Annotated in this window: 19 protein-coding genes; 4 read left to right on the top strand and 15 right to left on the bottom strand. The window is 35.8% G+C overall.

Annotation, left to right across the window (positions count from 1 at the left end):
* From M902_RS02240 to sppA, 4 genes are read right to left on the bottom strand one after another with little or no spacing between them, the layout of a single operon-like run.
* On the bottom strand, nucleotides 1-855 hold the full coding sequence (locus tag M902_RS02240) for a hypothetical protein (protein WP_021266218.1): 855 nt from the start codon (nucleotides 853-855) through the stop codon (nucleotides 1-3).
* A complete protein-coding gene (locus tag M902_RS02235) occupies nucleotides 855-1,244 on the bottom strand; it encodes an SH3 domain-containing protein (protein WP_021266066.1) in 390 nt (129 codons plus the stop codon). The genes M902_RS02240 and M902_RS02235 overlap by 1 nt, the downstream gene beginning before the upstream one ends.
* On the bottom strand, nucleotides 1,244-2,473 hold the full coding sequence (locus M902_RS02230; protein ID WP_021265958.1) for a tetratricopeptide repeat protein: 1,230 nt from the start codon (nucleotides 2,471-2,473) through the stop codon (nucleotides 1,244-1,246). The genes M902_RS02235 and M902_RS02230 overlap by 1 nt, the downstream gene beginning before the upstream one ends.
* A gap of 10 nt (nucleotides 2,474-2,483) precedes the next feature.
* Nucleotides 2,484-3,431 (bottom strand): signal peptide peptidase SppA, encoded by a 948-nt coding sequence (gene sppA, locus M902_RS02225; protein ID WP_021265851.1) that lies wholly within the window; start codon nucleotides 3,429-3,431, stop codon nucleotides 2,484-2,486.
* A 157-nt stretch (nucleotides 3,432-3,588) separates the two neighbouring features.
* On the opposite strand from sppA, the gene M902_RS02220 reads away from it, so the two are divergent.
* Entirely contained in the window at nucleotides 3,589-3,858 is a 270-nt protein-coding gene (locus M902_RS02220; protein ID WP_156979692.1) for a hypothetical protein, read from the top strand.
* A gap of 2 nt (nucleotides 3,859-3,860) precedes the next feature.
* On the opposite strand, the gene rlmN is transcribed toward M902_RS02220, so the two are convergent.
* Nucleotides 3,861-4,925 (bottom strand): 23S rRNA (adenine(2503)-C(2))-methyltransferase RlmN, encoded by a 1,065-nt coding sequence (gene rlmN, locus M902_RS02215; RefSeq protein ID WP_021265768.1) that lies wholly within the window; start codon nucleotides 4,923-4,925, stop codon nucleotides 3,861-3,863.
* Nucleotides 4,926-5,075: 150 nt separating this feature from the next.
* Between rlmN and M902_RS02210 the strand changes: the two genes are divergently transcribed.
* On the top strand, nucleotides 5,076-5,912 hold the full coding sequence (locus M902_RS02210; RefSeq protein WP_021266489.1) for an endonuclease/exonuclease/phosphatase family protein: 837 nt from the start codon (nucleotides 5,076-5,078) through the stop codon (nucleotides 5,910-5,912).
* 122 nt (nucleotides 5,913-6,034) lie between these two features.
* Entirely contained in the window at nucleotides 6,035-6,865 is an 831-nt protein-coding gene (locus tag M902_RS02205; protein ID WP_021266509.1) for an endonuclease/exonuclease/phosphatase family protein, read from the top strand.
* On the opposite strand, the gene M902_RS02200 is transcribed toward M902_RS02205, so the two are convergent.
* Both M902_RS02200 and M902_RS02195 read right to left on the bottom strand, forming a co-directional pair.
* Entirely contained in the window at nucleotides 6,855-7,232 is a 378-nt protein-coding gene (locus M902_RS02200) for a hypothetical protein (RefSeq protein ID WP_021266410.1), read from the bottom strand. The two genes, M902_RS02205 and M902_RS02200, sit on opposite strands and share 11 nt — an antisense overlap.
* Nucleotides 7,233-7,234: 2 nt before the next feature.
* Entirely contained in the window at nucleotides 7,235-8,962 is a 1,728-nt protein-coding gene (locus M902_RS02195) for a hypothetical protein (protein WP_021265742.1), read from the bottom strand.
* 179 nt (nucleotides 8,963-9,141) lie between these two features.
* On the opposite strand from M902_RS02195, the gene M902_RS02190 reads away from it, so the two are divergent.
* Entirely contained in the window at nucleotides 9,142-10,284 is a 1,143-nt protein-coding gene (locus tag M902_RS02190; RefSeq protein WP_021265750.1) for an acyl-CoA dehydrogenase family protein, read from the top strand.
* A 53-nt stretch (nucleotides 10,285-10,337) separates the two neighbouring features.
* Here M902_RS02190 and M902_RS02185 read toward each other — a convergent pair whose 3' ends face one another.
* The 8 genes from M902_RS02185 to M902_RS02150 form a co-directional block, all read right to left on the bottom strand.
* Entirely contained in the window at nucleotides 10,338-12,461 is a 2,124-nt protein-coding gene (locus M902_RS02185; protein WP_021265762.1) for a hypothetical protein, read from the bottom strand.
* Nucleotides 12,461-13,057, bottom strand: coding sequence for a lipopolysaccharide assembly protein LapB (locus tag M902_RS02180; protein ID WP_021266087.1), 597 nt, complete (start codon nucleotides 13,055-13,057; stop codon nucleotides 12,461-12,463). Before M902_RS02180 ends, M902_RS02185 begins: the two co-directional genes overlap by 1 nt.
* Nucleotides 13,058-13,068: 11 nt before the next feature.
* On the bottom strand, nucleotides 13,069-13,689 hold the full coding sequence (locus M902_RS02175; RefSeq protein WP_021265972.1) for a hypothetical protein: 621 nt from the start codon (nucleotides 13,687-13,689) through the stop codon (nucleotides 13,069-13,071).
* On the bottom strand, nucleotides 13,679-14,572 hold the full coding sequence (locus M902_RS02170) for a hypothetical protein (RefSeq protein ID WP_021266368.1): 894 nt from the start codon (nucleotides 14,570-14,572) through the stop codon (nucleotides 13,679-13,681). Before M902_RS02170 ends, M902_RS02175 begins: the two co-directional genes overlap by 11 nt.
* Complete coding sequence (locus M902_RS02165) at nucleotides 14,559-15,101, bottom strand: hypothetical protein (RefSeq protein ID WP_021266223.1); 543 nt, start codon at nucleotides 15,099-15,101, stop codon at nucleotides 14,559-14,561. Before M902_RS02165 ends, M902_RS02170 begins: the two co-directional genes overlap by 14 nt.
* Nucleotides 15,102-15,112: 11 nt before the next feature.
* The gene (locus M902_RS02160; RefSeq protein ID WP_040313752.1) at nucleotides 15,113-16,525 is read right to left on the bottom strand and encodes a hypothetical protein; all 1,413 of its coding nucleotides are present in this window, start codon (nucleotides 16,523-16,525) and stop codon (nucleotides 15,113-15,115) included.
* Between the two features lie 162 nt (nucleotides 16,526-16,687).
* Entirely contained in the window at nucleotides 16,688-21,679 is a 4,992-nt protein-coding gene (locus tag M902_RS02155; RefSeq protein ID WP_021266415.1) for a fibronectin type III domain-containing protein, read from the bottom strand.
* A gap of 15 nt (nucleotides 21,680-21,694) precedes the next feature.
* Nucleotides 21,695-26,854 (bottom strand): fibronectin type III domain-containing protein, encoded by a 5,160-nt coding sequence (locus M902_RS02150; protein ID WP_021265966.1) that lies wholly within the window; start codon nucleotides 26,852-26,854, stop codon nucleotides 21,695-21,697.
* Between the last annotated feature and the right edge of the window lie 3 nt (nucleotides 26,855-26,857).

The following is a 26,857-nucleotide window of genomic DNA, read 5'->3' as shown; positions in this document are numbered from 1 at the left end:
CTAATTCGTCGTTGGGTTTATCCAATTCAACTGTAGTTCAGGCGCTGGATAAATCTTTGAATAATTCTTATAAAGTAAATTTCCTTTTGTTAAAGAATCAATCTTCTCTAGTAAGTGATAATAGTTTTTCCAATACTTTGGATTATTCTTTAAAATAGTATCCATTTTCTTTGTTGTCTTAAACTGATCTTTGAAAGTAAAACCAGAATTAAAAACGACATCACTAAAACGAGTTAAAACCTTATGAAATTCTTCTTTCGGGAATTCTTTTTTATAAAAATTATTATTCATTAATTTTAAAAGTGTTTCATCATCAAATTTTTTAATAAATTGTTGATCCTCTAACCGCAATAAATCTTCAAATAAAAGAAGTGAAATTTGTAACTTCGATAAGTCCATTGCTCTTATAAACGGAACACTAATGACAAATAGGTAGTGATTGGTCGACAGAGGAAATCCGAAGTGGGTCACATTTGGTGAGTTTAGGTATAAAATATCAAACTTGATACCAAAGTAGCCAACCTCTTTTAAAAACTTAGCGTAATATTCACGAACACCAAAATCAGGCTTATGAAAATCCCATTTTAGTATCCCTACATTTTTAACAAGCCAGTACTGAGTCATAATATGCCAAAAATCTTTACCAGCAGGAGTGTTATAGAACGCTTTTTTTGCAGCATCAACATCAACTTGCTTCTTCTTAGCTTTCTTAGCTTTTTCTTTTGCCGCCTTCTCAAGCCCATCCTTCTTAAGAACTTTTTGAATTTTATTAAAGTTCACAAATTCATTCTCTACCGGAAGGTTTTCTTGAGTATAAGTATTAAATACGAGGAGAAATGCTAAGAAGTACTTCATTACTTACTCTCCCCTTTGATGAGAAGATCTTGTAGCCTTCCCCAATAGTGTATCTCAGTAACCCCTATTTCAATTTGATCAAAGAAACGACGATACATATCTTGCCAACAACCATCTGGTTTTCTTTTAGAAAGTACATTCGTACTCATAAATCCTTTATAATTTGAGTACTCAACTTGATAGAACTCAGATATTGGTGAACTTAAAACATAGAAAGGCTGTCCACATTCAAATGTAGATAATACACGAGAAAATTTTGAAGGGTTTTGGTGCAGTTGAGAATATACAGACTGCACATAGTAAATTGTCTTCTTCTGATCATTACTAGACTGAGACTTTGTTTGAGCAAAGACCGGCAAAAGAAGAAAAAATACTAGAAATATTCTCATTATACTTTCCATCTAAACTGTATTGTTTCCCACTCGTGACATTGCGGACAACGCCAAAAAATTTCATCTGAGTTATAACCACATTCACGACAGTAGTGCTTTGTTAGAGTTTGGTGCATATTCTCAAGAAGATCTTTTGTTTGTGAAACCGCTTCTTCTTTCTTACCTAGCTCAATTAAAATTTTAATATATTCAGACTTTAAGGCTTCTGAAGTAGCATTAGAGTTCTTATCCCATTCACTTAGTAACTCGTAAGCCTTGTGTAACTGATGCTGTTGTTTAAAAAGCCTAATTTTAGTAAGAATTATCGACTCATTAGAAAGTAATTCTTCATCTTTCATTTCTAAAAAATATTCAATTAAAAGATTTAATCTTTTAAAGTACTTCTCTTTTTCTTCTTCACTTCCTTTGAACCCTTCTTCTAGTGATTCAAAAGCAAAAGAAGCATACATTGGTTGCTCTTTTAAAAGTTCTACTAGGTAGAACTTCGCTTCATCAATATTGCCTTCATGAAGAAGAATTCTAAGTTTCAAAATCTTTGCTGATACAGAGGGTGCAAAACGAAATCCATCTTCTAGATCTTCAATCGCCTTAGAAAGCTGTCCATTTTCAAAAAACTTTTTGGCCTTTTGAACAAGAATATGTGAAATCGTTTCAGACTGATTTTCATGCCCTACTTTGGAAAGCATCATGCGATAATTATAAGCTTGATCCCAGTCACCAATATCTTCATAAATACGACAAAGTGACTGAATCACATCATATTCATCACGATTGATTTTTAAGACGTCTTTATAAGTTTCAATGGCCTTATCAACAAAGCCTCCCTTATCGAAATCGATGGCTAACTCTTTCAGAGCACGAATGCGGTGAGATTCAGAAATATTATCTCTTGCAATAAGTGAGCGATGAATACTGATGGCCTTCTCTATTTCACCATTACTTCTAAATAATCCACCAAGAGCAAAATATGTATCAATTGTTTCTCTATTAATATCAACAGCACTTAAGAATTCTTTAATCGCAAGATCACGATTTCCAGAAATGAGGTATTGTGTTGCATTTAGGAATACTTTCGATTGAGCTTCAAAGATCGAGTTACGATATCGTTTAGAAAGTTTTACACCTGTGTCTTTCTCACTGAAGTAGTGATAGATGAGAATTAGTGTAAATACGAATGCTACAACTGCTAGTATATGATCTTGTAGCCAATTTAAGTATATATGCATTATGCCTCTATTATTTGTACATTAAAGTTGTCGAGCTGTTAGCTTTTACAAAATTCTTAACTGCACCTTTAACATCTTCTAAGTCTTCAATGATTGAAAAGAAATTCGCTTTCTTCTTAATCTTCATTTCTGAAAGGTTTAGGTCCCCTTCAAGCTCTAACTTCGCATGAAGCTCGCGAGCGCATGGCCAAAGCCCAATGAGTTCATCAACAAGACCAAGCTTCTTTGCTTGCGCACCCGAGAAGACTTGCCCTTGTGCAACGTCATCTATTTCAACAGTAATTCTTTCACTACGCTGTGCTGCTACATCGTCTTTAAATTGCTTATGAACATCAAGAGTCATCTCAGTCATAAGTGCTCTTTCTTCTTTTGTCATCGAACGATTTGGTTGACCAATATCTTTGTAACGACCTGCTTTGATAGTTTGTGGGTTAACCATTGCAAATTTATATAATTCAGAAAGGTCAACAAATTGCATAATTACACCAATTGAACCTGTTAGTGTTCCAGGTGATGAACAAATTTTCTCTGTCGCTGCACCAATATAGTAACCACCGCTTGCAGCGATTGATGAGAATGATGCATAGATTGGCTTAGGATTCTTCGTTACTTCAGCGTAACTTCCCGCCCCTCTAATTCTTAAAATTTCTTGATAAATTTCTTGAGTTGGAGCAACTGCACCTCCTGGTGAGTTAACTCTTAAGATAATCCCTTTAACCGCTTCATCCGCTTCAGCACGGTGAAGAAGTTGGATTGTTTTCTTAGCGTCCATGATGACACCTTCAACTTCAATTAGGGCAATCTTGTCTTTAGACTTCTTACTCGACGAAGCAATATCGTTATTTCCTTTGAAAATTGTCACGGTATAAGCAGAAAATAATATTAGTACAACGAAGAAAACTGCAACCATTGCCATAAGGCCTATGACCGCACGATCTTTTGATTTTGTATTCGACAAAGCATCCTCCCTGAGCTTATAAATCTACCCTTCTATCTTCCCAAAAATATTGGATTTCGTAAACTTTTTAACATGTTACAAACTTGCCGATTAAAGTAATTTTGTCCCTATCCGAAAAGATATAGGAATAAAACCGCAAATGCGAAGTGAGGGATATATGAAAGGTTTCAGCGTTAAGACAATTGCCATAATTACTCTAGTAATTCAGTCTAGCTTTGTTTATGCTGAGAAGTATGAAGCTCCTTCATTTTATCAAGAAGCGAAAAAGCCAATTTCATTTAAAAAGAAAGTAGTCCACCACAAGACTCAAGAATCTTGGGAGGATTCATATCAAGTCGAAGACGATTCTAAATCAGAGAAGTCAAAGCGTCTTCCATCTTCCAAGAATACAAAAGTTAAGTATTGGGATTACGAAAATAAGAAGTAACCTTATTTCCAAAGATTTAAGTCTTTTTCTAGCTCACTCTTAAGCTGACCACAAGCAGCTAAGATATCGCTCCCCTTTGTCGTACGAATAGTTGTCGTAACTCCGCCATTATCAAGTTGGTTCTTAAACCAGTTAATACGGCTAACACTTGGACGTTTAAAATTCGACTCAGGATACTCATTAAAAGGAATCAGGTTCACTTTTGATACCTTCTTAGGAAGTAGTTTTAAGAGAGCCTCCACGTCTTCGGCACGATCATTATATTGATCAATAAGAAGATACTCATATGTGATATAGCGATGGGCCTTAAGTGGGATTTCCTTAATCGCAGTCAGAAGTCTATCTAGATCATACGCCTTATTAATAGGCATAAGCTCTGTACGAATCTCATTATGGGCAGCATGCAAAGAGATAGCAATATTAACAGATGGGAACTCTTCTAGCTTCTTAATTGCAGGAACTAGTCCCGAGGTTGATATTGTTACTCTCCTCTGAGAGAGGCCTAAGGCCTTTTCATCAACCATAAGTTCTGTTGCGGCCTTAACTTGTTCAAAATTATGAAGAGGCTCACCTTGGCCCATAAAAACAACATTAGAAAGTCGCTCTTCTGGTCCAACCTTCTCTCTTAAAAATTTTGTTACAGCTAAAAATTGGCCAATAATCTCACCGGCCTCAAGGTGGCGCATAAGTCCCATTGTTCCTGTATGACAAAAAGTACAACCAATAGCACACCCTACTTGAGAAGAAACACAAAGAGTTTTTCGATTAGATCGAGCCGGAATCATAACAGTTTCAACAGTTTTTCCATCTCTCATAGCAACAAGAAATTTTCTCGTTCCATCTTTAGAAAGGCCATTCCATACAATTTTAGGAAGTGTGAAATCAAAGTTTTCTTCTAATAACTCTTTAAGGTTCTTAGAAATATTTGACCACCCCTCAGGTGTGTACTCGTGTTTCTCATAGACCCATTGAAGAATTTGATTTGCCACAAAAGGCTTCTGACCATTCTCAATAAGGAATGATTTCAAAGTCTTAGGTGAAAGCGAGTAAAAAAGCTGCTTTTGCATATAATTCTCCAATATTAGGTGACATTTATATGGTCAGGGACTAAATATTACAAGCTCCTCTGTAGATTTTTTGCTATTTAGCCTATTCTTTGATCTATTAAACCTAAATAACAACAAAATCTGGTGAAGTCAGACTAATTAGGAACAAAAATGAGAAAGCTTGGCCTATTAATCACATCCCTATTATTACTTCAAGGATCTGTCTTGGCCGCAAATAATATGGCCAATCTTATTTATAAAATTCCTTCAAAAGACAAAATACTTTCCACAAAGGGCTCAGTTAACTGCACAGAATGTAAGCTTGGGACGCGTTTTAATGTGACAGTTTGGAATATGTACAAAGGAAAAGAGCCTTCTTGGGCAAGCGATTATCTAAAGCTAGCTAGCGAGAGTGAAGTTATACTTGGTCAAGAATTTCTACTACAAGGAGAAATGAGAGAAGTTCTTTCAAATAGTCAGCGTGAAAGTGTGCTAGCAACATCATTTTATAATACAGATGGACAAGCAACTGGTGTTTTTACAAGTTCGATAGTTAAGGCAATAGGTAAACAAGCAATTCAAAGTAGCGACCGTGAACCCATTGTTAATACACCAAAACTTGCTGTAATAACCCAATATCCGGCCGATAATGGACAAATTGTTACCTTTGTTAATATCCACGCTCTTAACTTTGTTGGTATTCAACCTTTTACGATTCAAATTGTAACACTTCTTAAAACTGTCGAAAATATCAAAGGGCCAGTTGTCTTTGCAGGAGACTTCAATACAAATGCACCAACAAAAACTCTTCTGATGAATATACTATTAAAAAAAGAAGGCTTTATGCAGGTCCACTACACAGGAACAGATGACCGCATGACGTTTTTAGGTCAACCTCTAGATCATATTTGGTATCGTGGGCTAAATCTAGTGGAAGCAAGAGTTCTTGGAGAAGTTGAAGGATCCGATCACACTCCTCTTCAGGCAGAGTTCGAGCTAATTGATTAGGTATTAGCTTTGACAGTTTAGCTTATAAAAGGAAAATTTTAGCTGCATTTCTTTGCACATTCGTTCTCTCTTATAGATAATTAAATATATTAAAAGATTAGATTCAAACAAAAGGATTTGTTATGAAAAAGCTTATGATAAGCTTAGCTGTTGCCTTACTGGTAACTCCATCTTTTGCACAAGAAAAATTCATTCATAAAATTCCAGGCCCAGATAAGATCATTCAAGTAAAACAAGGCCTTTCATGTAATGACTGCTCATTCCCTAGTCTATTCACGGTCACTGCCTGGAATATGTATAAAGGAAAGAATGAAAGCTGGCGTGAAGACTTTGAAGTATTAATGAGTGAAAGCGATATTCTTCTCGGACAAGAGTTTAGTTTCAAAGGGAAAATGAAAGAGCGACTCTTTTCTCCAGAAGAAGAAGAAATTATATTGGCCACTTCATTTATTAGCTGGGGAAAGTACAACACAGGGGTCACTAATATTTCAAAATATCCGGCACTAACTATAACACCTCTTAGAAGCAAGGTAAGAGAACCATTTATCCGCACACCAAAACTATCTCTTGCTAGTCAATATAAACTTGAAGATGGCCGCAGTATTACCTTTATTAATATTCATGCGATTAACTTTGTAAGAAAGAGATCTCTTAAAAAACAAATTACTCAAGTTGTTAACTATATAAGAACGACAAATGGCCCCGTTGTATTTGCAGGTGACTTTAATACTAATTCAAAGTCTAAAATTAAAATGATGAGGGGTATTTTAAATAAAGAAGGATTTACAGAAGTTAACTACACAGGTCGTGACGATCGAATGAAGTGGCTTGGAAATAAACTTGATTACATTTGGTATCGTGATCTTGAACTAATTGAAGCTAGAGTTCGCGGAGATATCGAGGGCTCGGATCATAAACCTCTACAGGCAATTTTCAGAGTTCCTATCGAATAAAACTCGATAGGAACCCTTTCTTTGCTCTTTCTGGATTTTCTAAAACATTTCCATGCTCAATAAATGATTCAAGTAAGCCACCAATTTTCTTAGTTGTTTCTAAAACTTTATTGAAGCAATCAGGAGAAATTAAGCATACTCTATCTTGCTTTAGACGATCACTAAGATCGTAAGCAAACTTCGTTAACTCTTCTTCATCAAAGAATCCACTTAGGTACCCATCTGAAGTTATCTCCATTCTTGGACCTAGTTCCACTTCACTAAAATCGATTGACGATTTGGCCGTAAAAATCGAACGAATAAAGAAAAGACTATGCTCTTCACTATAGACAAAACTTACATATAAAACTTTATCACTTGCACCCATCTTTACTCCGAAATTATCCCAAAATCTAATGAAATACTTCCCTTAGGCATGAAGTTCAATTCAATCTCGTGTGGAGTATTATTTATCTCTACATGATTTTGATCGATCATCTTTTGGAAAACGTATTCCGATGGATATTTAATATTAAGTTTTTGTTTATAACTTGAAGGATTAAAAAAACTAATTCGCTTAACCTTATCATATTTAAGATCAGAAGAAGCAATGGCCCTCTCTTGCCATTTGTAGCGAACTTCTCCGCTTTGAGAAATTTCACATCCAATATAACCAATACTCTTGGTTACTTTATTCCAAAATGTACTTAGCTCGTCATCACTACATTCTTGAAAATCATTTGAGTTAAAGATAAGCAGTCGCCCCTCACCCATTGTAACAGTATTGATCTCTGTTACAAATCGGATCTTTTCAACACTTAATTCATTTTCTAGGTAAAAAGACTCAAGTCTTCTTCTTAAGTTCTTTTCAAGGTATGCAATGTCGATAAGTACCTTTCCACCACTCATAAAGAGTTTCAAGACCTTTCCTAGAAGTTCCGCATTGATCTCTTTTCCATTGAAATAGAAGAATTGAAATGGGCTTTCAACGTAGTCTTCCCAATGAAACTCATTAATATCGCTATAGCTATAATTCCAACTGAATTGATTTTTACAGAAATCTATAAAGCCAGAAAAAGCGATAAGCTCCTTACTCTTAAAGTCCTTCACATTATGAAAAATATTAACTGCATTTGATGTTTTAAAAATATAGTCATTATCCGCGATTATCGTCTTATCATTATAGAACTCGTCTAAACGAGAAGAGTTAATAACTTGTTTTTTTAAATCAGAATAAATCCCATTTTTATTGCGATTAGGAAGAAGAATAGAAGACGGAAGAACTCCGTTGTCTAAACTCTTAAGGGCATCATCAATGATCTTTGAGTCACTCACTTGATCAAGCATTCGATTCTCTATTGAGTTCATCGAACCTTCTAAGAAAGAGAAGTTCTTTACACCTTGCCAATTTTTTTCCATCGATTGCTTAACAATATCGATATAGATACGAGAAATCGTTTCATTATACTCTATAATAAACTCATGCTCCTGCTCGGCCGTAATCTTCTCAAGCTTAAGTTCACTCTTTTTCATTTCAACAAAACGGCTAAAGCCACTTTGAAACGCTACCGAACGATCGAATACATAAGAATGGAAGTGGCCATGTGAGTAATGACCGCAGTTGGCGGCCCATAAAGGTGCCTTAATTCCACTTTCTTGAAAGTATGAATTTAGTTCTGAACAAAAACGTGTAAAACCTTTATAAACTCGAGGATCATAAAAACTATAAAAATTATGAATTGTTCCGTCACTATCTGCGCTGGCACGGTTTAAACCATACTGATCACAACTAGCAGTTCTAGCTAAGAGATATGGAATACCTCCATTTGGCAGATATGGTACGGGTGAAACAGGTAAGAGAAAAATAATTTCTTTATCAAGTTCTTTGCAAATATCATATAGGCGCTTAAAGTCCGTTTCAGGCTTTTGCTTTGCAAAATCAATCTTATCGCCAGTGTCCGTATGGAAGCTCCAATTTATCGGTACGATAATCTTATCTGTTAAAGACGTTTGTTCAATTTTAGATTTCCAAAGAGAAGCTGAAGTTTTCCAGTAGAAAAACCAATTCTCCCCTGGAAATACCGTGTCCTCATCCTTGACTACAGGTGTTGTAAGCATCAATCGACTCCTTAAAAAAATTGTAAGTCATGTAAAACACTTTGACAATTTCAAGGACTTACAAAATTTACGTTCTTACTAAATATAGTCTATTGGCTAAAAACATCTTAGGCTTTATTGCCATAGGATGTAAGACACGGTAAGTTATTTTGATTAAAAATGACAGAGGGGACGAGAGTATGTGGTATTTCACAGAGGAAGAAAAACAAATCCAAAAAATGTGTCGTGACTTTGCAAGACAAGAGCTTGCTCCTGTAGCGGAAAAGCATGATACAGAAGAAAGCTTTAACATGGATGCTTTCAAAAAAATGGGTGAAATCGGAGTTCTTGGAATTACAGCAGATCCTGAATACGGTGGTGCTGGAATGGGTGCCCTTTCTGCAACAATAGTAATGGAAGAATTTGGAAAGGCCTGTGCTTCTTCAACACTTTCTTACCTTGCCCACTCTATCCTTTGTGTTAACAATATTGAAAATAACGCTTCTAAAGAACAAAAAGAAAAGTACCTACCAAAACTAATTACTGGTGAACATATTGGTTGTATGGGGATGTCTGAGCCAGAATACGGTTCAGATGCAGTTGGTATTCAAACTAAAGCAGAGAAAAAAGATGATCACTACCTTCTAAATGGAACGAAGATGTGGATCACAAATGCTCAATACGCAGATATCGCTTACGTTTATACAAGAACAGGAAAAGAAAGAAAGAATCTTTCTACTTTCATCTTAGAAAAAGACAAAGGTCACTTTGACTTTGGTAGCCCAATCCACAAGATGGGTATGCGTGCTTCACCAACAGGTGAGCTTATCTTTGACAACGCAAAAGTAGGCCTAGAGCAACTGGTTGGTAACGAAGGTGATTCAATTTACCACATGATGAAAAATCTTGAGATCGAAAGAATCACGATTGCTGGTATCTCTCTAGGTATCGCGCAAGCTTGTGTTGATCAATGTATTAAATATGCAAATGAAAGATCACAATTTGGAAAAACAATTGGTGAGTACCAAATGATCCAAAAGATGATCGCTGAAATGGCAACTGAAACAGAAATGATGAGAAACTTCCTTTACAACGTAGCTTACCGTTACGACCAAGGAGAGAAAGGGCCAGTTGTTGCAGCTCAAGTTAAACTTGCTATTCCAAAAATGGCAACGAAGATCGCTCTTGATGCTATCCAACTACATGGTGGATACGGTTACTCAAGAGAGTTCCCTGTTGAGCGTATGATGAGAGATAATAAACTTAATGAAATTGGTGCAGGAACTAATGAAGTAATGATTATGATCATTGCTAAGAATTTGTTAAAGGCTGCACAAGTCTAAATAGAAAATCAAATTAAGAAATAAAAAAGCAGCTTCTAGAGCTGCTTTTTTTATTACGCTACTTTTAAATCTGGTCTAGTTTCGACAGAGCCGTATAAATCTTGCGCCCAGTTATGGACAAGGTTTTCGATCTCAGTCTTTTCATCTTTTTCTTTCGTGATACGGGTACGAACGAACTTAACAAACTCACGCCAGCTATCATCTTTACCAGCAATGATTTTACTCTTTCTCATTTCATCTCGCTCAACAGAATCGAATTCAATTTGCATAAGATCACGCGCCTTAGTTCCATCAGGTGCAAATAAGTCTAAATAGTACAATCTTTCAGAATCTTCCATAGCAAAAAGTAATGAAACTTTCTTTCCAAGGTCGTAATTAGCAAGTGCTTCCTTTAAGAACTTAGAAGGTAGCTCACTTACAAGCTCAGAAGGAAAGTTCTTCTGGCTCAGTTCTGTAAACTCTTCAACATTAATATTCTGCTTAAGCGTATTGAAAATACTCTTTTCAACTGTCGCAGAAACATTTGGAAGAATATCATATAATTTATCAACGAATGGAAGTTTCGATTTCGATTCAACATATTGAGAAAGAACTTCTTTAATACGTGCTTGATTATCTCTAACCTCCTGCTCTTTAATGATAACAGAAGACATAAGTATTTGATCAACAGTTTCTGACTCGCAACTTGAAAGAACTTCAGCAACAAAGCTATCACTTAAAGCATTTAGAACAAGTGAAACTATATACGGATCTTTCTCATAGATCTGATTAATCATTTCAGCATTAAGCTTAAGAAGTAAATCATAAGTATTTGGGTCTTCAATAACTGAAGGAAGAATAACACTTTGTACGATTTGATTACTAATATAATCATTAGCAAGAGATAACTCATTTGCATTCAGCGGCTTATTGAGCAGCTCTCTCCACTTTGCCTTTTCTGGCTCACTTAGCATTTTAAATATATCTGTTAGTGCACTATTATCAATTTGTTGAACAAGTGCTCTAAGGGCAGCATGTCCACTCTTTGTATCTTGAGCAATCCACTTCTTTACTAATAGAATTGCTTCTTGAGGAGTGTTATCTGCAAAAACCTTAAATCTTTCAATACCATTAAGAGAGTGTACGCCACCAAGGCCATCTCCTCCGCCACCACCAGCGGCCAACATCTCACCTGCACCCCCATCATCATCTGACTCAGGACGATCATTTTGCATTGTAAAATTACCACCTGCTTGAGCAGCACTATTAAGTTCAAAGAACTTAGATATAAGACGATTTCCAACGAATCCAATCAGTAAAACACCAAGAACGATTGCAATAATATTTGAAACGCTACTTAATGCCTTTAGGAAGTCACTCTTTGAGATAATATCTTCTTTCTGAGGAACATTAATCGTATAAGAAAATTTAAAGTTAGGAGTAATATCATTTACACCAAGCTTGATTGACTTAATAAGCCCCTCAATTCTAACTCTTTCATCCTTAGCAATATCATTTGGAAGACGAACAGAGATATTAATCTCAGAGATATTTTTGAAAATATCAATAGAAGTATTATACTTCCACATCTGTTCAATCATACTAGGCTTGGCCTTAGATGCATCCCTTAACTTTTTAATTTGATCAACAAGCTTCTCTTTTTCTTTAGAGAAGTCTTCTTTCATTTTATTGATTTTATCCTTAGAGTTATCCCCCATTGTCAGTAAGATTTTTCCAGAAGGAGAAAAGTCATTAAAATCATCGATAAGTGGCGCTTCCATACCTAAACGAGAAAAAACAATACTCTCACCGTAGTCAGTTTCCGGAACATCATTAGTAAACTTAATTTCAGCATCAGATTTTGTTTTATCATCTTCAGCTGCCTTAGCTTGTTTAGAATCGTCAGTAAGATCTAATTCCTTTCGTCCATTTCCGTCAATACTACCAGTATCTCCTTCAGAAGAAGGATTTAATGGAATACTGAAGTTTGGAGTCTCAGGAGTATTCGTTACGATTTCAACATCAACAAAGAAATGCTCATGGCCAAGAATAACTTCAGTACCTCTTTGTAACTTATCATGAACCTTCATTTCTAGTTCATTCTTTTGCCACTCAAGACTTGGCAGGACATTCATTTTGGGATTTGAAATAGCCGCAGAAGAAAGTAGTAGTAATGAGATAAATACCAACTTCTTCATTATTTACCTCCTTCATTCTTAGAAACATTAAATTTCTTTTCTAAATAAATTTTCATCTTATATGCTTCTCTATTTTTAGGATTAATCCCAAAAGCTTTACGATAGAAAGCAAGAGAGTTTTTAAAATCTTTCTTTAAGTATGAAATAGAACCTTTCATTTCATGAATAATCGAAAAGTGAGGAAATTTTACTTCAAGTTTTTCAAGCTTAGCAAAAGCAAGATCAAAGTTCTTTCCTCTCATTAACCTTAGTACATCAAATAAATCACCAACTAGAAAGTCAAAGTCCTGAGCTAATTCAATATTTTTCTCAACCTTTAAATTAGCACTGATATCTATATCCGACTTTGCAAGAATTGGAACAGATAAACTATATGGTTCAAATCCAGGCTTAAAAACTTCAATTTGAATTGGTCCATTTGCACCATAATTTGTTTGCATCGTTTCGACATCAGCTTCATATGGTGTTTTTCCAAGAGAAACTCTTTTACCATTTTTATCAATAACGTATACGTCACAATCACTAGGATCAGACTTAACATTAAACTTAGCAGCAAATACAGATGTAGATAGTAATAATAGTAATAAGTACTTCATTAAAAAATTATTTATAGATATTGGCTAATACCTACAAATACCCCCATTTTAATTCCAGTTGTTTTAATTCCTGTTGCACGACTAACTGCCGCTTCAGCTTTAATTGTTCTATTCTTCCCCCAACGCCAACCAGCGCCTAGGTTTACGCCTAAATCAAAGAAAATATCTGAGTATTTAGCAGAATCAGTATTATAAATAACGTAACCAGGGCCAACAAAAGCACCCCAGTAATACTTACTTGTTGGTGTAATCGTTAAGTTTTGGCCATTACTTGTATACGAGTATTTCGTACCAATATCACCAAAGTACCAATTCATTCCGACTACAGTTGAGTAGACACCTGTCCCTTCTGCTGACATCATTGGAAGAACACCACTAATATAGTAACTTTTCTTTAACTCTGATTTGAATTCCCAATTTACCTGAATTGAAATTGCAGAAACAGCAGCAGCTGCTGCATCGGCAGTTTCCTCACCTGTTGAAGTACCATCAGTATTTTGAAGAGTACTTTCATTAGGAGTAACAGAGTAATTCATCATCCCTAGTGAAATACTAGCAGAGTTATAGAATGTTTCGTTTGCAAGTAAACTTGAGCTTAGAAGCCCAAGAATCAATAGCTTTTTAAAGACCACCTGCAGTCCCTCTTGATACGTGCCATCTAACACCATCGATATCGTTTACATTTAAAGTAATTTTAAGTTTTGATTGATGATCAGCTTTAGAGTTCTTTACATAAATCGATGTATAAAGATCAGGTAAGCGTGATTCCATTACCTTACAGATATCATTAAGGCGCATCTTTCTTCCATGCCAACTGATATTTGACTGAAAGTCACCATCCGAGAAATTAAAATTAGAGAAAACACCTGTAATTTGTAAACCGCTCTTTCCTCTAGAGAATTCAACTGTGCAATGAGATTCTTCTGTTTTCATGTTTAAAACACCATACAGAAGCTCTACAAAGTCTTTTAGTAACATCTTAGCTTCATTACTATTTGAATAAAGAACGCAATCATCAGCATATAGAAAATCTGAAAGAGACAAATTGTTATTAATCCAACTAAGTCTCTTACCAAATACTTCATCTTCAATTAGATTATAAGCATCTAGTTTCTTCGACTCCATTAGTGCCGTTCTCTTTTGAGAAACCTTATTCATAATTTCAACTGGAATTTTATAAATCCAACCATATCGGTAACCAGTAGACTCATCCATTGCTGTATGAATAATATAATCGTTTAGAATATCATTACAATTCTTGAAAAGATTACTTGTCTCTGCAAGTCCCTTCTCTTTACGAAATGTTGTCTTAAAGAAAATATCCCAACTTCCACCTTTTAGGTTTACATTATTAAACATTTTTTTGAACTCAGTATTCACTTTGATTACTTGGTCATTTTCATCGATCACAACTAGAGCAATACCTGGAAGATTCTTAAAGACCTTAGTCTTTTTAACAGTTTTATCTAATTCAACCTTTTGGCTTGTTTTTTCTGCAACATCAAAGAACTTCATTTATCACCTCACGACTTCTAAACTGTAGAAAATCTTTTTCATCAATATTTTTATACTTAACTTTTAAAACTAAATTCATTTTTTTAACACTTCGAGTGAGCCTAATTGCAACAAGGTTCTTAAGACCACGTCTACCAAAAATGTCACTTTGAATATTACTTAACGATGCTCTGATATTCCCAATTTCACAAAGCTGAATAGTCATAAAGCTAGGCGTGACATAAAGCTTCACTCCATTGATATTTCCTACGACTTTCTTTAAAAGCTTCATTTCATCAATTAACAATTTCTGAACAAGATATGCGTTGATTAACTCTTTCTCTAAACAGTTTTTTAAGATCTTAATTTCTACATTCTTGATCTGGAGAGCCTTTAAGGATTGATCCTTAAATGACTTACTAAATATTGAAAAATCTTTAACTTGTTGCCTTTGATTATCACCAAAATAAATTAGTGTCTCCTCTTGAATCGGTTTTACTTCAGGTTCCGTTGAAGAGAATAGGCTTTCAATTTTATCCTTAAAATCCATAGTAACAATTCCTAATTATAAACTAATCTAACACCGAAAATCTGGTGAGAAGTATCAAAAGCGGATGTAGCTGCTGAGGCAAGATTTACAACTTCAACATACCCACCAAGACCAAAGTTTTTATATAAATTAACTGAAAAATCTAACACATATTTATCACCATCTAATGGCGTAGAGTCCCCTGTCGTACTTAAATCAGAAGAACCAATAAGTGCCTTTTTAAAGAACCCTTCCACAACTGTTTTCTTAGCAAAGTGCTCACTGACATACTTAAAACCAAAGCCAAACCAAAATATATTATTAGAAAATCCAGTAATCCCTGTACCTCTATCCTTGATATTGGCAAAGCTAATGCGTTCATACTCAGCATCTACTGAAGCGAAAAATGAATCCCCTAGAAGGAGCTTATTATATGCACCGTAAACAGACATACGAGGAGAGATACCATAAGGGTTTTCACTAAGAATATTTGAAAATGAACCACCAACAGAGAAGTACTCTTGCCACTCCTCGACCTTGTAATTACTTAAATACGTAAGATTCACACTTGTAAGGTTAGTTCTAGTATCGACTACTTCACTTGTATTAAGAGTATTTGAAGCTAGCGTTGTTTCTTTTAAGTAGCCAATTGCATAGAAGCTATCTGGGATTAATGTTAGAGTTGATGCCTCAACCTTTTCAGGTTTCGCATTCATTCTTAGATCTAGATCAGGAGATTTAAAGTTACTAATCTCAACCTTCTCTTCTTTCTTCTTCTCTTTCTTTTTTTCTTTTTTCTTTTTATTAATCTTATTAATATCTCCAGCAACGACAATCTCCTCAACAGTTGGAGATTCATCAACAGAGAAAATACTGACAGCATTAGAGTTAATAGCTTGAGAATTTTTAAGTGAGTTTATTGCTGAGACAATGTCATTACTTAACTTCTTCTCAGCATTCTTTTTCTTAGGGTTTTTCTTTGACGGCCTTAAGTTTGATGACCCGTCGCCATAGAATAATTCATACAATAACTTTCTTACTTCAAGATGAAACCTTTTTCTCGCAACATTATCTTTAAAAACTTGAGTAACCGTTTTTCCATTTTGAATATCTAAGATTTTAAAATCGATAGCATACGAATTATTAGTTTTTTTCTTCGTTGAAAGATCTAGTGCAAAAGTATTTTGATAAATTGCAGCGGAGCTATCTCCCATTAATATTTCAAATGAAGAAGTTCCAAGAACTATTTCCATTGCAGATTTACGGATGAGAGCAAGGTCACGCCTATCAATCCCTCTTGATTCAATCACTCTAATCATCATATAAGGAGTGATCTCTTCTTTTTCTTCTTGAACAGTTACTGTTTCAACAACCTTTACTTCCTCTGCTAAAGAAGAAAAAGGGAGAAAAAATATTAGAATATAAATATAGAACGTATTCATCACATAAATATTCTAAGTTAACTAAACACTAAATAATACAGGGCAAAAACCTCTCGAAACTCCTGATATTACTGAGATTTTCATAAAGATTTAGTTAAGATTTAAATAAAATTTAAGTTTGCATCATCAAACTAATTGTTAGCCACTGATACAAACTTAAATTTATTAGAAATCATCTTGTGAAACACGACATCTAGCTGCACCACTAAAGTCATCATAAGTATAAATGATTGTATCAAGAGGAAAGTCTTCCCCTCCAACAATCTTTGATAAATTATTACATGTACAATTATCGCAGCTCTTAATATACATAATACTATCTTCTTCATTGTGCATATTTGTTAAATCACAACTAAAGCCAGGGAATAATGGCGCAATATCCTCTTGAGCATCGGCTAGCCAATGCGGGAACGCAAAGAAAGGATAGTCACTATTTGTATCATCGGCCTTTATTAGGTAGTAATCATTTAAATCAATAAGCTCTTTTGCTCTACTTCTATTCCCCCCCATTTTTCTTATTGTACGAGTCGTTCCTTCACAATTTTCAATGGCCTCAGACTTTGTAATGAAAGTAGGAGAACCGGACCCCTCAGGAAGAGCAAATTTATCAATTATTAGTCCTCTCGAATAATCATAAATTGCCGTCTCGTCAGGAACGACAACTTCCTTCGTTGTGAATCCATTAGGCATAGAAATATACTGTTTACCAGATGATGTTTCTCTAACAGCAACAACTTTTAAGTAGTAGAATCTATTTTGCAGAAGCCCTGTAATTTCAACACTAGGTGTAACACCAGCTGTTTCAACAAAAGTTAAACCAGTAGAGTTGTATAAATCATTTAAATTATTTTCAAATTCACTATAGTAAACTCGATATGAAATGATTGGTCCCCAATCATTATTAATTGGTGTAAAATCAACCCATTCTAAATAAATTCTTCCAGTATCATCTGTTTCAACATTGAAGATTTCATTCGTCATCGCATTTGAACGGTTTGGCTCAATAAACCCTTTGACATAAATTGGAAGTGTAGAAACTGATGCCCTTTTACTATCGTAGTATTTTAAAATAGCGTAGTTTTCACTTTCATCTACATACTGCCCAAGGTATGTCTCATCAAATGTGAATGTGACTCTCATTGTACAGGTACTAGTAGTATTCACGTTGAATCCCCATTCTTCTTCTGGAAGGGCGCCATCTTCATCATCACCATAAAAACATGGTCGATTTAATTCAACTTTAATAAAACCTTGATTGTATATTGTATGAAAGTCTCCCGCAGGAATCACTGCACTTTGATTACCAACGTACTCCCTATACTCTTTTAAGAAGCTTGCTTTCTCATCACTTGGATTATTTAAATTAATGTTTTTAATCAATGACCCACTTGGGTATGTTGAAAGTATCGGATGGGCCGGGTTTATGTAAGTTCCAATATCAATAAAGTAAGCATTTGGAATTGTCCCACCTGATCCGTCACTAATGTTATTAGTAATTAAATTCCCAGCAGCAACTTTGGCAGGATCAACTGCTGTAAACTGAATTCTAAAAGATTCTGCATAGTATTGATCGGAACCAATATCATATGAAATAATTCCGTAACGAGTTGTCAGCGGTAACTCTGCGATACTTGCCTTATGCTTTACATCAGCAAAACAAGAAGCACCTGGAGCCAAACTTGCTCCACAATTAACAGACTCAAGAGAGTATCCTACACCCGCACCATTATTATCATGGATGGCCCCAAGAAGTGACGTCTTTAAATTAAACTTTACATTATTAACAGTAGTTGTCCCTTCATTTGTAAAGACAAGACGAGTTTTTGCATAAACATTTGAACCTCGAACGGCTTCAACACTAACCGATGTTGCAGTATCATAGCCATTCATAACTAGGTTATGATCAGTTACGGCCACATCGAGAGCTTCAGTATGAGAAGAAGTTAATTCATCATATTCAACAGTATACTTTTGAGACTTTAATGAAATCCTTCCAGTATTTGCCGCAACTGCTTCTGCAACAACAAGAATACGAAGCGACTTAATATTATCTGTATAAGAATATGAATCACGATCGACTAGAGTCTGCGATCCGTCCCTATATTGAATTTCTAGTTCAGTTTGAAAAGTACCTTGAGTTACCGGAGCAAAGCTTAATTCAATATTTGCCAGAGATGCTTGGCCAACTGCTCCAGGCATTGTTGTAACAGCAAACTCACTATCGCCGTTTAACATTTCAACTAACGAAGAAGCTTGTCTTTCTCCTGCATTATATAATTGAAAAGGAAGTGAAACCGTCTCTCCAGCATAGTAAGTACCCGCATAAAGAACATAGTCATATGTAGAATCTCTAAAAGGAGCAATTCTATTAATAGACTTTGTCGGAGCATAAGAAATAGGCTCTTCAGCTGTTCCCTTAGCAAGATCTCGATACATAGCAGGAATAGAATAACTTCCAAAGCTTTTTCCCCACTCCCCTGCAAGTGGTGAGTGAGAAGGGATATCAACCTGCTGACGCCATAGAATTGCACTAATCATAGGCTGTGCTCCTTCAGGAACAAGCGCCGCAGATCTTCTCGAGTTTATTGCAACAGGGTAATCTTGAGTCGAATAGAATCCACCATGTCCATCTAATTCAGGCGTATATCCAGTTGCAGCATCAGCAATCCCGTCTCCATCAAAGTATCCAAAATTAAAGATGTCTTGAACCATCATCCCACTAGTATATTCTCTTAGAGCATGCGAGCCATTTAGAGGAGCCGAAAAATGACGTTGCCATTTACGATCATTAGTACTGTAGTAACTATCTTCACGTTTATCATTTGATAATTTTTCCAATTTAATTGTTAGACTACAAACTTCTCCAGGAGAAAGAAGAGAAGGTGCATTTGTCCCAGGAGACGCAGCAACTGGCCCTGCAGCACCACCAGAATCCATAATATTGTAACAATCTTTATCAACACCATTCACAAGGGCTGTGTTTGGATTATCAACAATTTCACCACCAAATAGAGGAGTATTGGAGTCTGGGGCCCAAAAGGAAGTTCCAGGAAATACAAAAGGAGTGTTGAGGTTGATATAAGTAATACCGCCAGTACCAACATTTTCTAACTTTAAATGAAAATAGCGTGTTTCATTGGCCGTAACAGGAGAAAATGTAATACCTTCTGTCATTGTATAATCGGAGAAAGATAATAAGCCTTTTCTCACAAGAAGGCCGCGCATCTTCATCTCTATTTCACGATCTGTTCGTGGAGACATATCGTCATTGTAAGTAGTCCCATCTTTGTACTTGATTCTGAAAATTTTATAACGATTTGGATATGCCTCTAGTACATCATACATTGCTGAATTTTCTTCATTCTCAGCGGCAGTACTATCAGGGTTTGTCGATACAATTGGATTTAGATCAAATAAAATATCACACTGGCCATTATATGGATTAAGAAAACCACATCCAGAATTTTTTATATTTTGATAATAGTTATTAATATTATAGCTTGTTTCAGTAATAGCATTAGGAGTAGGTTGTGCTCCATCAGTAACACTTACAACTTCACCAAACGTCGAACCACTATTATTAACTCTAATTCTAAGTCTTTCTTTGTAGTTTGAGTTAGCAATTAGTGAGATACGTCCTAGATCATAATCAAATAAGTCATTATCAGCAGTATCTGTATTAGTATATGTTGTATTCTTATACTCAATGACATCAAAGCTTAGTTTTGCAGCAGCTAAATAATTAGCATCCTCAACAACGTAGCTATTCTCATCTGACTCTAGGTCGTTCTTTATTACGACATTATCTTTCCATGTTGAATCATAACGCACATTAAAGCGAAAGTTATTAAAGCTCCCGTCTGTTCCAAACTGCACACTAGGATGAAAAGTAACGTTAAAGAAACAAGAACCGCCTGGATCAGAAACCGTTCTTCCAGCAACTTGTTTTAATGCTGTATTAGTTATTCGACCATCTTCACCACGAACATAGCTAAAATCATTTACATCGATAAAACATTTACTTGTATCAAGAAATTTAAAAGGAACTATAGTTAAAGGTAGATTACTTGAACTATTTGTTAAGTCTCCTAAAGGATCACGACAGATTAGATTATCTCCCCCAGAGCTATCGTCTCTTAAACATCGTGCAACAAGCGTATTTGATGCATTTCTAATGTCAACACTAAGAACAATCGCTTCTTTATATCCTTTATTAGAAACTTTTAATGTTTGTGTATCAATATTACCTACGACAAGGTCATCAAAACTTAAATTAGGAAGACCACCAATTTGAATATCTCCTTCAATTCGAATTGATTTGGCATCAAAGTAAACGTTAAGAGCATTAATACCTCCCTCAGGATCACGGCCATAATCGAATCTAATATTTGAGTTGTAATCAACATCAACGTTACCATCAGGTGCGTCTACACCATAATTTTTAGCCTCAAATTCAACAACAAGTTCACACGTTTCATTTTGTAAAAGCACAGTTCCACATGTATTTGAAACAATACTAATCGCATTTGATGTCGTGTTATCAAGTTTAGTCATTGTGATATTGCGGGCCCTTAATTCTCCCGTATTAACAACAACAAGTCTTTGAGTAAAAACTTTTGGCTCCGTTCTTTCAACAACACCAAATGAATAATTAATTTTCTCCTCTTCAAATACTAATGATGCTGGAGTTCCCGTTAAAAACTTCAACTGTGTTGACTGTGAAAAATTATCAATTAGAGTTTTATAATTAAATTGGAGATCTTGAGTATGAATACCAGAAGTTCGTGCTTCATATCTCAACTTATAATAACAAGTTGCTTTAGAAGGAATAATAAGTCCACAATCCCCACCAAAACCAGGGCTTTCTGACTCACCAGCTTCATCAGGAAAAAACTTAACCCCCGCAGATGAAGTTTGATCTATTAAAAGTTGTGCATCACTTAGGTTATAACCAGTATTATTTTTTACTCTTATAAGTATTTCATCGCCAAGCCCACCAAGTAGAAACTCTCCTCGGTCGAGATTTCCTACGACAGAAAATTCAACAGTACCATCGACTCCATCATTTAAGATCTCAGCAGTCTCCTCTGCCTTCTCGACAGGAGTACACGAAATAATTGTAAAAAAGAATAAGATCAACCATACGTACTTCTTCATTTATTCTACCTTATTTTATTGAAATGACTCATCATCGATGCGTACAACACACCTAACCGCTGAATATTCAGTTCTCATCTGCTCGTGATCATTTCTAGCATTAAACTTTGCTGAATAACGGCCACTACTCTTTGTATTTGATTCTCCAAAATTCAGCATATAGATTGGCGTGTCTCGAGAAAGACTCCATCTAACATAGTCAACAGATGTTCCATCATTATCCAGCGAGGACTTTAGAGCACCACCACGAGTACTTGAATATGTGGCATATGTGTCCGTTGAAGGGTCTACAGTCTCGATAAAGTCATAAAAATATTCTCTTGAAGATGGAGACATATACGCATTACGACTAATTCTAGTTTCAGACATCCCATCTGAAAAAATCTGACTATCACCAATAGGGAAATTTGGAATATCCATTGTCGAAGCATCGAGACTAAAGTCTGTTACAAAAGTATCAAGAGAAATCGACATATTATCTAAACTTTCTGAACATAAACTACCCTGACATTCTAGAGGTAAACCTATAATTGGATTAAAGTAGCGTCCACGACGTGGATCTGTTGAAATATCCTGAGCACGATCAATAACATCCTGATCCCACTTAAGGGCCATAGTATCGTTAATTGAAAGTTTCGGTGCAAAGTTATCCTGCCCAAAGTCCAAGAAGAAGCCGTCACCATTTCTATAATAACTAACACTTCCAGGATCAATTGAGTTTACTGACTCAGCAACTTCAGTATTAACATTTCCAAAGAGATCGAAAATAGGTGTAAAAGCACCATTAACAAGATAGTTACCACCTCTCGCTCCACCTGGCTCAACAAATGAACAACGGCCAGTATCTGTATCAGACATAACCCAAGAGATTAACGTATTTAGGTAGTAAGCACCATTTGGGGCCTCAACAGAGTTTGAGGCAAGACCAGCTCCAAGCATTAGCTTTTCACTTTCAAAACCACAAAAGATTTGTTCTGATGAAATTTCGGCCTTATTTCCAATAATATCTTGTACACCAAAACGTGATGTACAGGCCTGAGTCGTAAATTGCGTTCCGCCATTATCATAGAAGCTTGAACCAGAAATAAATGGTATACGACGCGGCGTCGTTACTGTTCCTTGGTAACTACTTGGCATATTGATCATTAGACGATCACCTGATCTTTGCTGATTTGTCGCTGCTCCACTTACAACGTCTCTATCGTAGACATTACATGAATTTTCAAAATTCACACCACTTGTTACAGGAGCATCACTTCTTGTTCCTGTCTCAAGTTCTGCAACAGCTGCTTCATCAAAGTCTTTAGGATAGCGACTTGCCGTTACTCCTTCTCCACGACGCATAAGCCTCTTTTCTCTTATTGGCCCAATTTGATTAAATTCTTCCGCATCATCATCATATGTTCCAATCTTTACCTCATATGAATTACACACACGACTTGCCTGACTCTGGCTAAGTCCTGTTAGTGGAGGAAGTTTTGAATCATTAGAAGAAAAGATACGTGATAATTTTGTATTTCCACGATAACGTGGTGATGCATCAACATTAGTATAAGTAGGACTTGGAGCTGCATTAATCCCTGAATCGTATAACTTATTATTAGCAAGAACATCATTTATCGACATATCAAGAATATCAACATCATCTACACCATGAGCAAGAGTAGAAAGATTATTTACAGCAATCCATCTTGGCTTAAGCTTATCACCATCAGTTGAATCCGATACAGGAATATTAATCATACAACGTGATGGCCCAAGGTAATTTTTATTTCTTAGGTTATTACCATCGGCAAGGGCCGCACCACCAGCACCCCTATAGTAACCATGACTAATACGGTCTTCATAACTTTTAACAGCATTTCTTGAATAGTAAACTGCTGCAAATTCACTTTGCACATTATAAGAAGCGTAACTTCCATTTCCAGCATAAGGATCAAAGAAATTTTTCGCAATATTGGCCGGATCAGTACAATCAGTAAAGTCACCATAAAGTCCTGGAGAAATAAAGTTTCTTCGATCAGCAGTATCTGGATCGCTACATGCATTACTTGTAATTGCAATTGAAGCAGTATCCTCACCAAAACAATCACCGACACGAAGTTGGCTTCGATCAGTATAAGACTCTCCAGTATTAGGGTGATTAGCTCCTGCTGTAAAACTAGGAACGTTACCGTTAAAACACCCCATAAAACCAGAACCTAAATCATTAGAACCTGTAAAGTTTGGAATCGTTCCAGAAAAGTTACTTTTTTCATAAGCGTAATCCCCTCTCGTGAAATTACAACCTAATTCAAAACGGTCAATCAACATACTTGGGCCAAAGTCATAAACTGTTGATCCTTTAATCCATGGAGATGTTAGACCTCTGGCCCCCACCCCATTCCAAGAACAAGTATATTTCTGACTAATATCTTTTGAGTGAACTTTTCCAAGTTCACGACATTGCTGACGGTTTGCCATAAGCCTATGAACAAGTGCCATATTCTCAGGAGGTAGAACAACCTTAATAATATGCTGAGGATTCGTTGTCTCTCTTTCATACTCGAGTTCAACTCCCCTAAAAACAGGAACTACTTTATAATAGTAAACACGAGCGTGATTATAGTCATCACCGGCCTGAATATGTTTTACAGAATAGTCTGTAAACATCACGGCACGATATGTTTCAAGTACTTCATTAGTACGACTTCTTTCTGTATAATCAGCAGGGTGAATTAAACCTTTATTCGTCAGAGTTTGGAAATCAAAGTCACCACTTGTGATATCTTTCCAAGTGATTTTATTATCATCTGAGCGATATACACGATATCCAATTTTATGATCTTTCTTTTGCATACCGGTCTCATAGGCATCAATAAATGTTTGCATTGAAAGCGTACCACTAGTAAAAGTAACATCCTTCCAAGCAATACGAATGATTCCGGAATTTGAATATTGGTGGAGAGAGTTTGTTGTCACTCCATCTTTAGCACCATAAACACCACTAAACTGAGTACTTCCACTTGCAACGCCAAACTGATCTTCAAAACTACTTGTTGGAGCTAGTGTTGAGGGATCAACTTCAACTTCAATTGGTTGACCACTATCGTTTAATGTTTCTAAAATATAATCTTTATTACGATCAGGTCCCGTTGGTGTAACCATACCATTTGCTTTTGGACCAATTGCAAAAATATCAACCCATTCTTCAAACTTTGGTTTCGGTACCTCAATTTTACACTCACCTAATCCAGTGTTGATATCTGCATAAATAGGGTCTGGACCATCAATATAAGGAAGAACACCAAATTGATAAATCTTTCCAGGAACAAGAGAAGGGATTGTATACGTATATGTTGTCGCAACAATATCATCAACTCGAGTATAGGCAGGATCATTTGCTAGTGCATCTGTATACTTAAATACCTTACCGTCTTTTTCTTTATAGAAAACAGCATACTTGTCATAAATACCACCAGTTGGAGCATCCCAACCAACAGTAATATAATCAGCACCCGTATTACATGCATTTAGAACACCTGGAAATTGCTCTACAGTTGGAACCTTAACGATTGGAGTAATACATTTTACAATCGCATTTTCAACATCATTTAATGAAAAATTATTCCCAGAAATTTTAGGAACAGCTGAAAAACAATACTCCTTATCAGCAACAGTATCCCCAGGCCCAAAGAAGTTTCCTTGAATACGTACATTCGTATAAGAGCCAAATCCAGTATAATCACTAGGATTATCATCTATCCTAATGAGCCCATCACATGCCGCCTTCCCACTTGCATTTGCAACATTAAAGTTCAAAAGTGTAGGACTTGTATCGCTTTCCCCCTCATAACAGTAAATATCAAATCCATTTAAGTAACCCGTTTCAATTACTGGAGGATCGAAGTTTATTGTTATTTCATTAAGTCTAGAAATATCTTGAGGACTCTGAATACCTAAGATACCAGAGAAAGAAGCTAGCTTTGGTACAGCACGATAGAAAACTGGCTTTCCAATTATTCTCTCACCATCACCACAAGTTAGAGTACGACAAGCAATTACAAATGTTAGATAGTAATCATACTCCTCCAAACTTCCTATTCTTTTTGAAAATTCATCTGCATCAGCAGTACGATAATCACCAGCTGAATTTAATGGATCAATAACTGAAGAATCTATTTCCTCTGGAATTCTTGCCCTTACAAGATCAACATCTTCTTCTGCTTCACCAAGCTTATAATTATATATTCTATAATTTTCAAAAGGCCCTGCTGCAGCTGCCCAAGTTAAATCGATAGAAGTTAAACCTAAGTTTTTGTCTGGAGTAGACACTCTTAGAGAGAGTGTATCCCAATCAAAAAGCCCACCTGAGCCTAATGTTGTAACTGAAGCAACTTTATTATTTTCCTCAAAGCGGTAACCTTGTGTATCTTGATAAGTTCCATAACTCTTATGAATAGATCTTACTCTGAAATAATACTGCTTACCTGGCATTAATCCAGTAACTTGTCTTTCTCTTTCAGTCGTTCCACCTGTTGATGCTGTTACTTCACCAGGCTTTAGATCTCTTTGAATTGCAGGATGTGTATTATTGAATAAATCTGAAATTGTTCCATCATCAGCTGCGATATAAGCAACTTCATATGCAATTGGATCATTTGGCATTGGATTATAAGTCGACCCAAGTGTTACGGCCGGTACCCATTTTACAAGAACAGTATTTTGTCCAGCTGCACCAACAAGAGGTTCGACACTTGATACGCCTGCGAAGTCAGCTGTATAGTTTGAAAATGTTCTGGCCGTTAAAGTTGCATCATTCTCACTCTGACTTCCAGTACTACCATCACGTACACCCACAGAGAATGTATATTCAGTATTTACATTTAAGTTACGTACAGTAAAACGATACATACCCTCGTCATTTACTGTCAAAGAGTCTGCTTTAACTTCAACAGGAATCGTCGCATCGTTAACCTTTATAAGGTATGTTAACTCTGATGCAGGTCCGTTTGCAGGAAAGAAGTAAACTTCAGCCTTATCATTTGAAATAGGGATAACTTTAGAAATACCTGCAAACTGAAAAGTCTGTCGTCCACTCTCTGCATTTCTTGCATTTTCGAGATTAGCGTCTTCTACTTTTCCAACACAACTGGCAAGTAATAATAAACTAAGTACAATTGATAAAAATTTCATAAG

The organism is Bacteriovorax sp. BAL6_X (assembly GCF_000443995.1).
Taxonomy (GTDB): Bacteria; Bdellovibrionota; Bacteriovoracia; order Bacteriovoracales; family Bacteriovoracaceae; genus Halobacteriovorax_A.
The sequence above is the reverse complement of the archived record's forward strand: the minus strand, read 5'-3'. Positions and strand labels throughout refer to the sequence as shown.

What these genes read in the sequence shown, in the direction of transcription:
- M902_RS02195 (WP_021265742.1), bottom strand. Translation starts at nt 8,962, where the DNA reads ATGCTTACAACACCTGTAGTCAAGGATGAGGACACGGTATTTCCAGGG.
- M902_RS02165 (WP_021266223.1), bottom strand. Translation starts at nt 15,101, where the DNA reads ATGGATTTTAAGGATAAAATTGAAAGCCTATTCTCTTCAACGGAACCT.
- M902_RS02220 (WP_156979692.1), top strand. Translation starts at nt 3,589, where the DNA reads ATGAAAGGTTTCAGCGTTAAGACAATTGCCATAATTACTCTAGTAATT.
- M902_RS02210 (WP_021266489.1), top strand. Translation starts at nt 5,076, where the DNA reads ATGAGAAAGCTTGGCCTATTAATCACATCCCTATTATTACTTCAAGGA.
- M902_RS02200 (WP_021266410.1), bottom strand. Translation starts at nt 7,232, where the DNA reads ATGGGTGCAAGTGATAAAGTTTTATATGTAAGTTTTGTCTATAGTGAA.
- M902_RS02150 (WP_021265966.1), bottom strand. Translation starts at nt 26,854, where the DNA reads ATGAAATTTTTATCAATTGTACTTAGTTTATTATTACTTGCCAGTTGT.
- M902_RS02240 (WP_021266218.1), bottom strand. Translation starts at nt 855, where the DNA reads ATGAAGTACTTCTTAGCATTTCTCCTCGTATTTAATACTTATACTCAA.
- rlmN (WP_021265768.1), bottom strand. Translation starts at nt 4,925, where the DNA reads ATGCAAAAGCAGCTTTTTTACTCGCTTTCACCTAAGACTTTGAAATCA.
- M902_RS02170 (WP_021266368.1), bottom strand. Translation starts at nt 14,572, where the DNA reads ATGAAGTTCTTTGATGTTGCAGAAAAAACAAGCCAAAAGGTTGAATTA.
- M902_RS02155 (WP_021266415.1), bottom strand. Translation starts at nt 21,679, where the DNA reads ATGAAGAAGTACGTATGGTTGATCTTATTCTTTTTTACAATTATTTCG.
- M902_RS02235 (WP_021266066.1), bottom strand. Translation starts at nt 1,244, where the DNA reads ATGAGAATATTTCTAGTATTTTTTCTTCTTTTGCCGGTCTTTGCTCAA.
- M902_RS02205 (WP_021266509.1), top strand. Translation starts at nt 6,035, where the DNA reads ATGAAAAAGCTTATGATAAGCTTAGCTGTTGCCTTACTGGTAACTCCA.
- M902_RS02190 (WP_021265750.1), top strand. Translation starts at nt 9,142, where the DNA reads ATGTGGTATTTCACAGAGGAAGAAAAACAAATCCAAAAAATGTGTCGT.
- M902_RS02230 (WP_021265958.1), bottom strand. Translation starts at nt 2,473, where the DNA reads ATGCATATATACTTAAATTGGCTACAAGATCATATACTAGCAGTTGTA.
- M902_RS02180 (WP_021266087.1), bottom strand. Translation starts at nt 13,057, where the DNA reads ATGAAGTACTTATTACTATTATTACTATCTACATCTGTATTTGCTGCT.
- M902_RS02185 (WP_021265762.1), bottom strand. Translation starts at nt 12,461, where the DNA reads ATGAAGAAGTTGGTATTTATCTCATTACTACTACTTTCTTCTGCGGCT.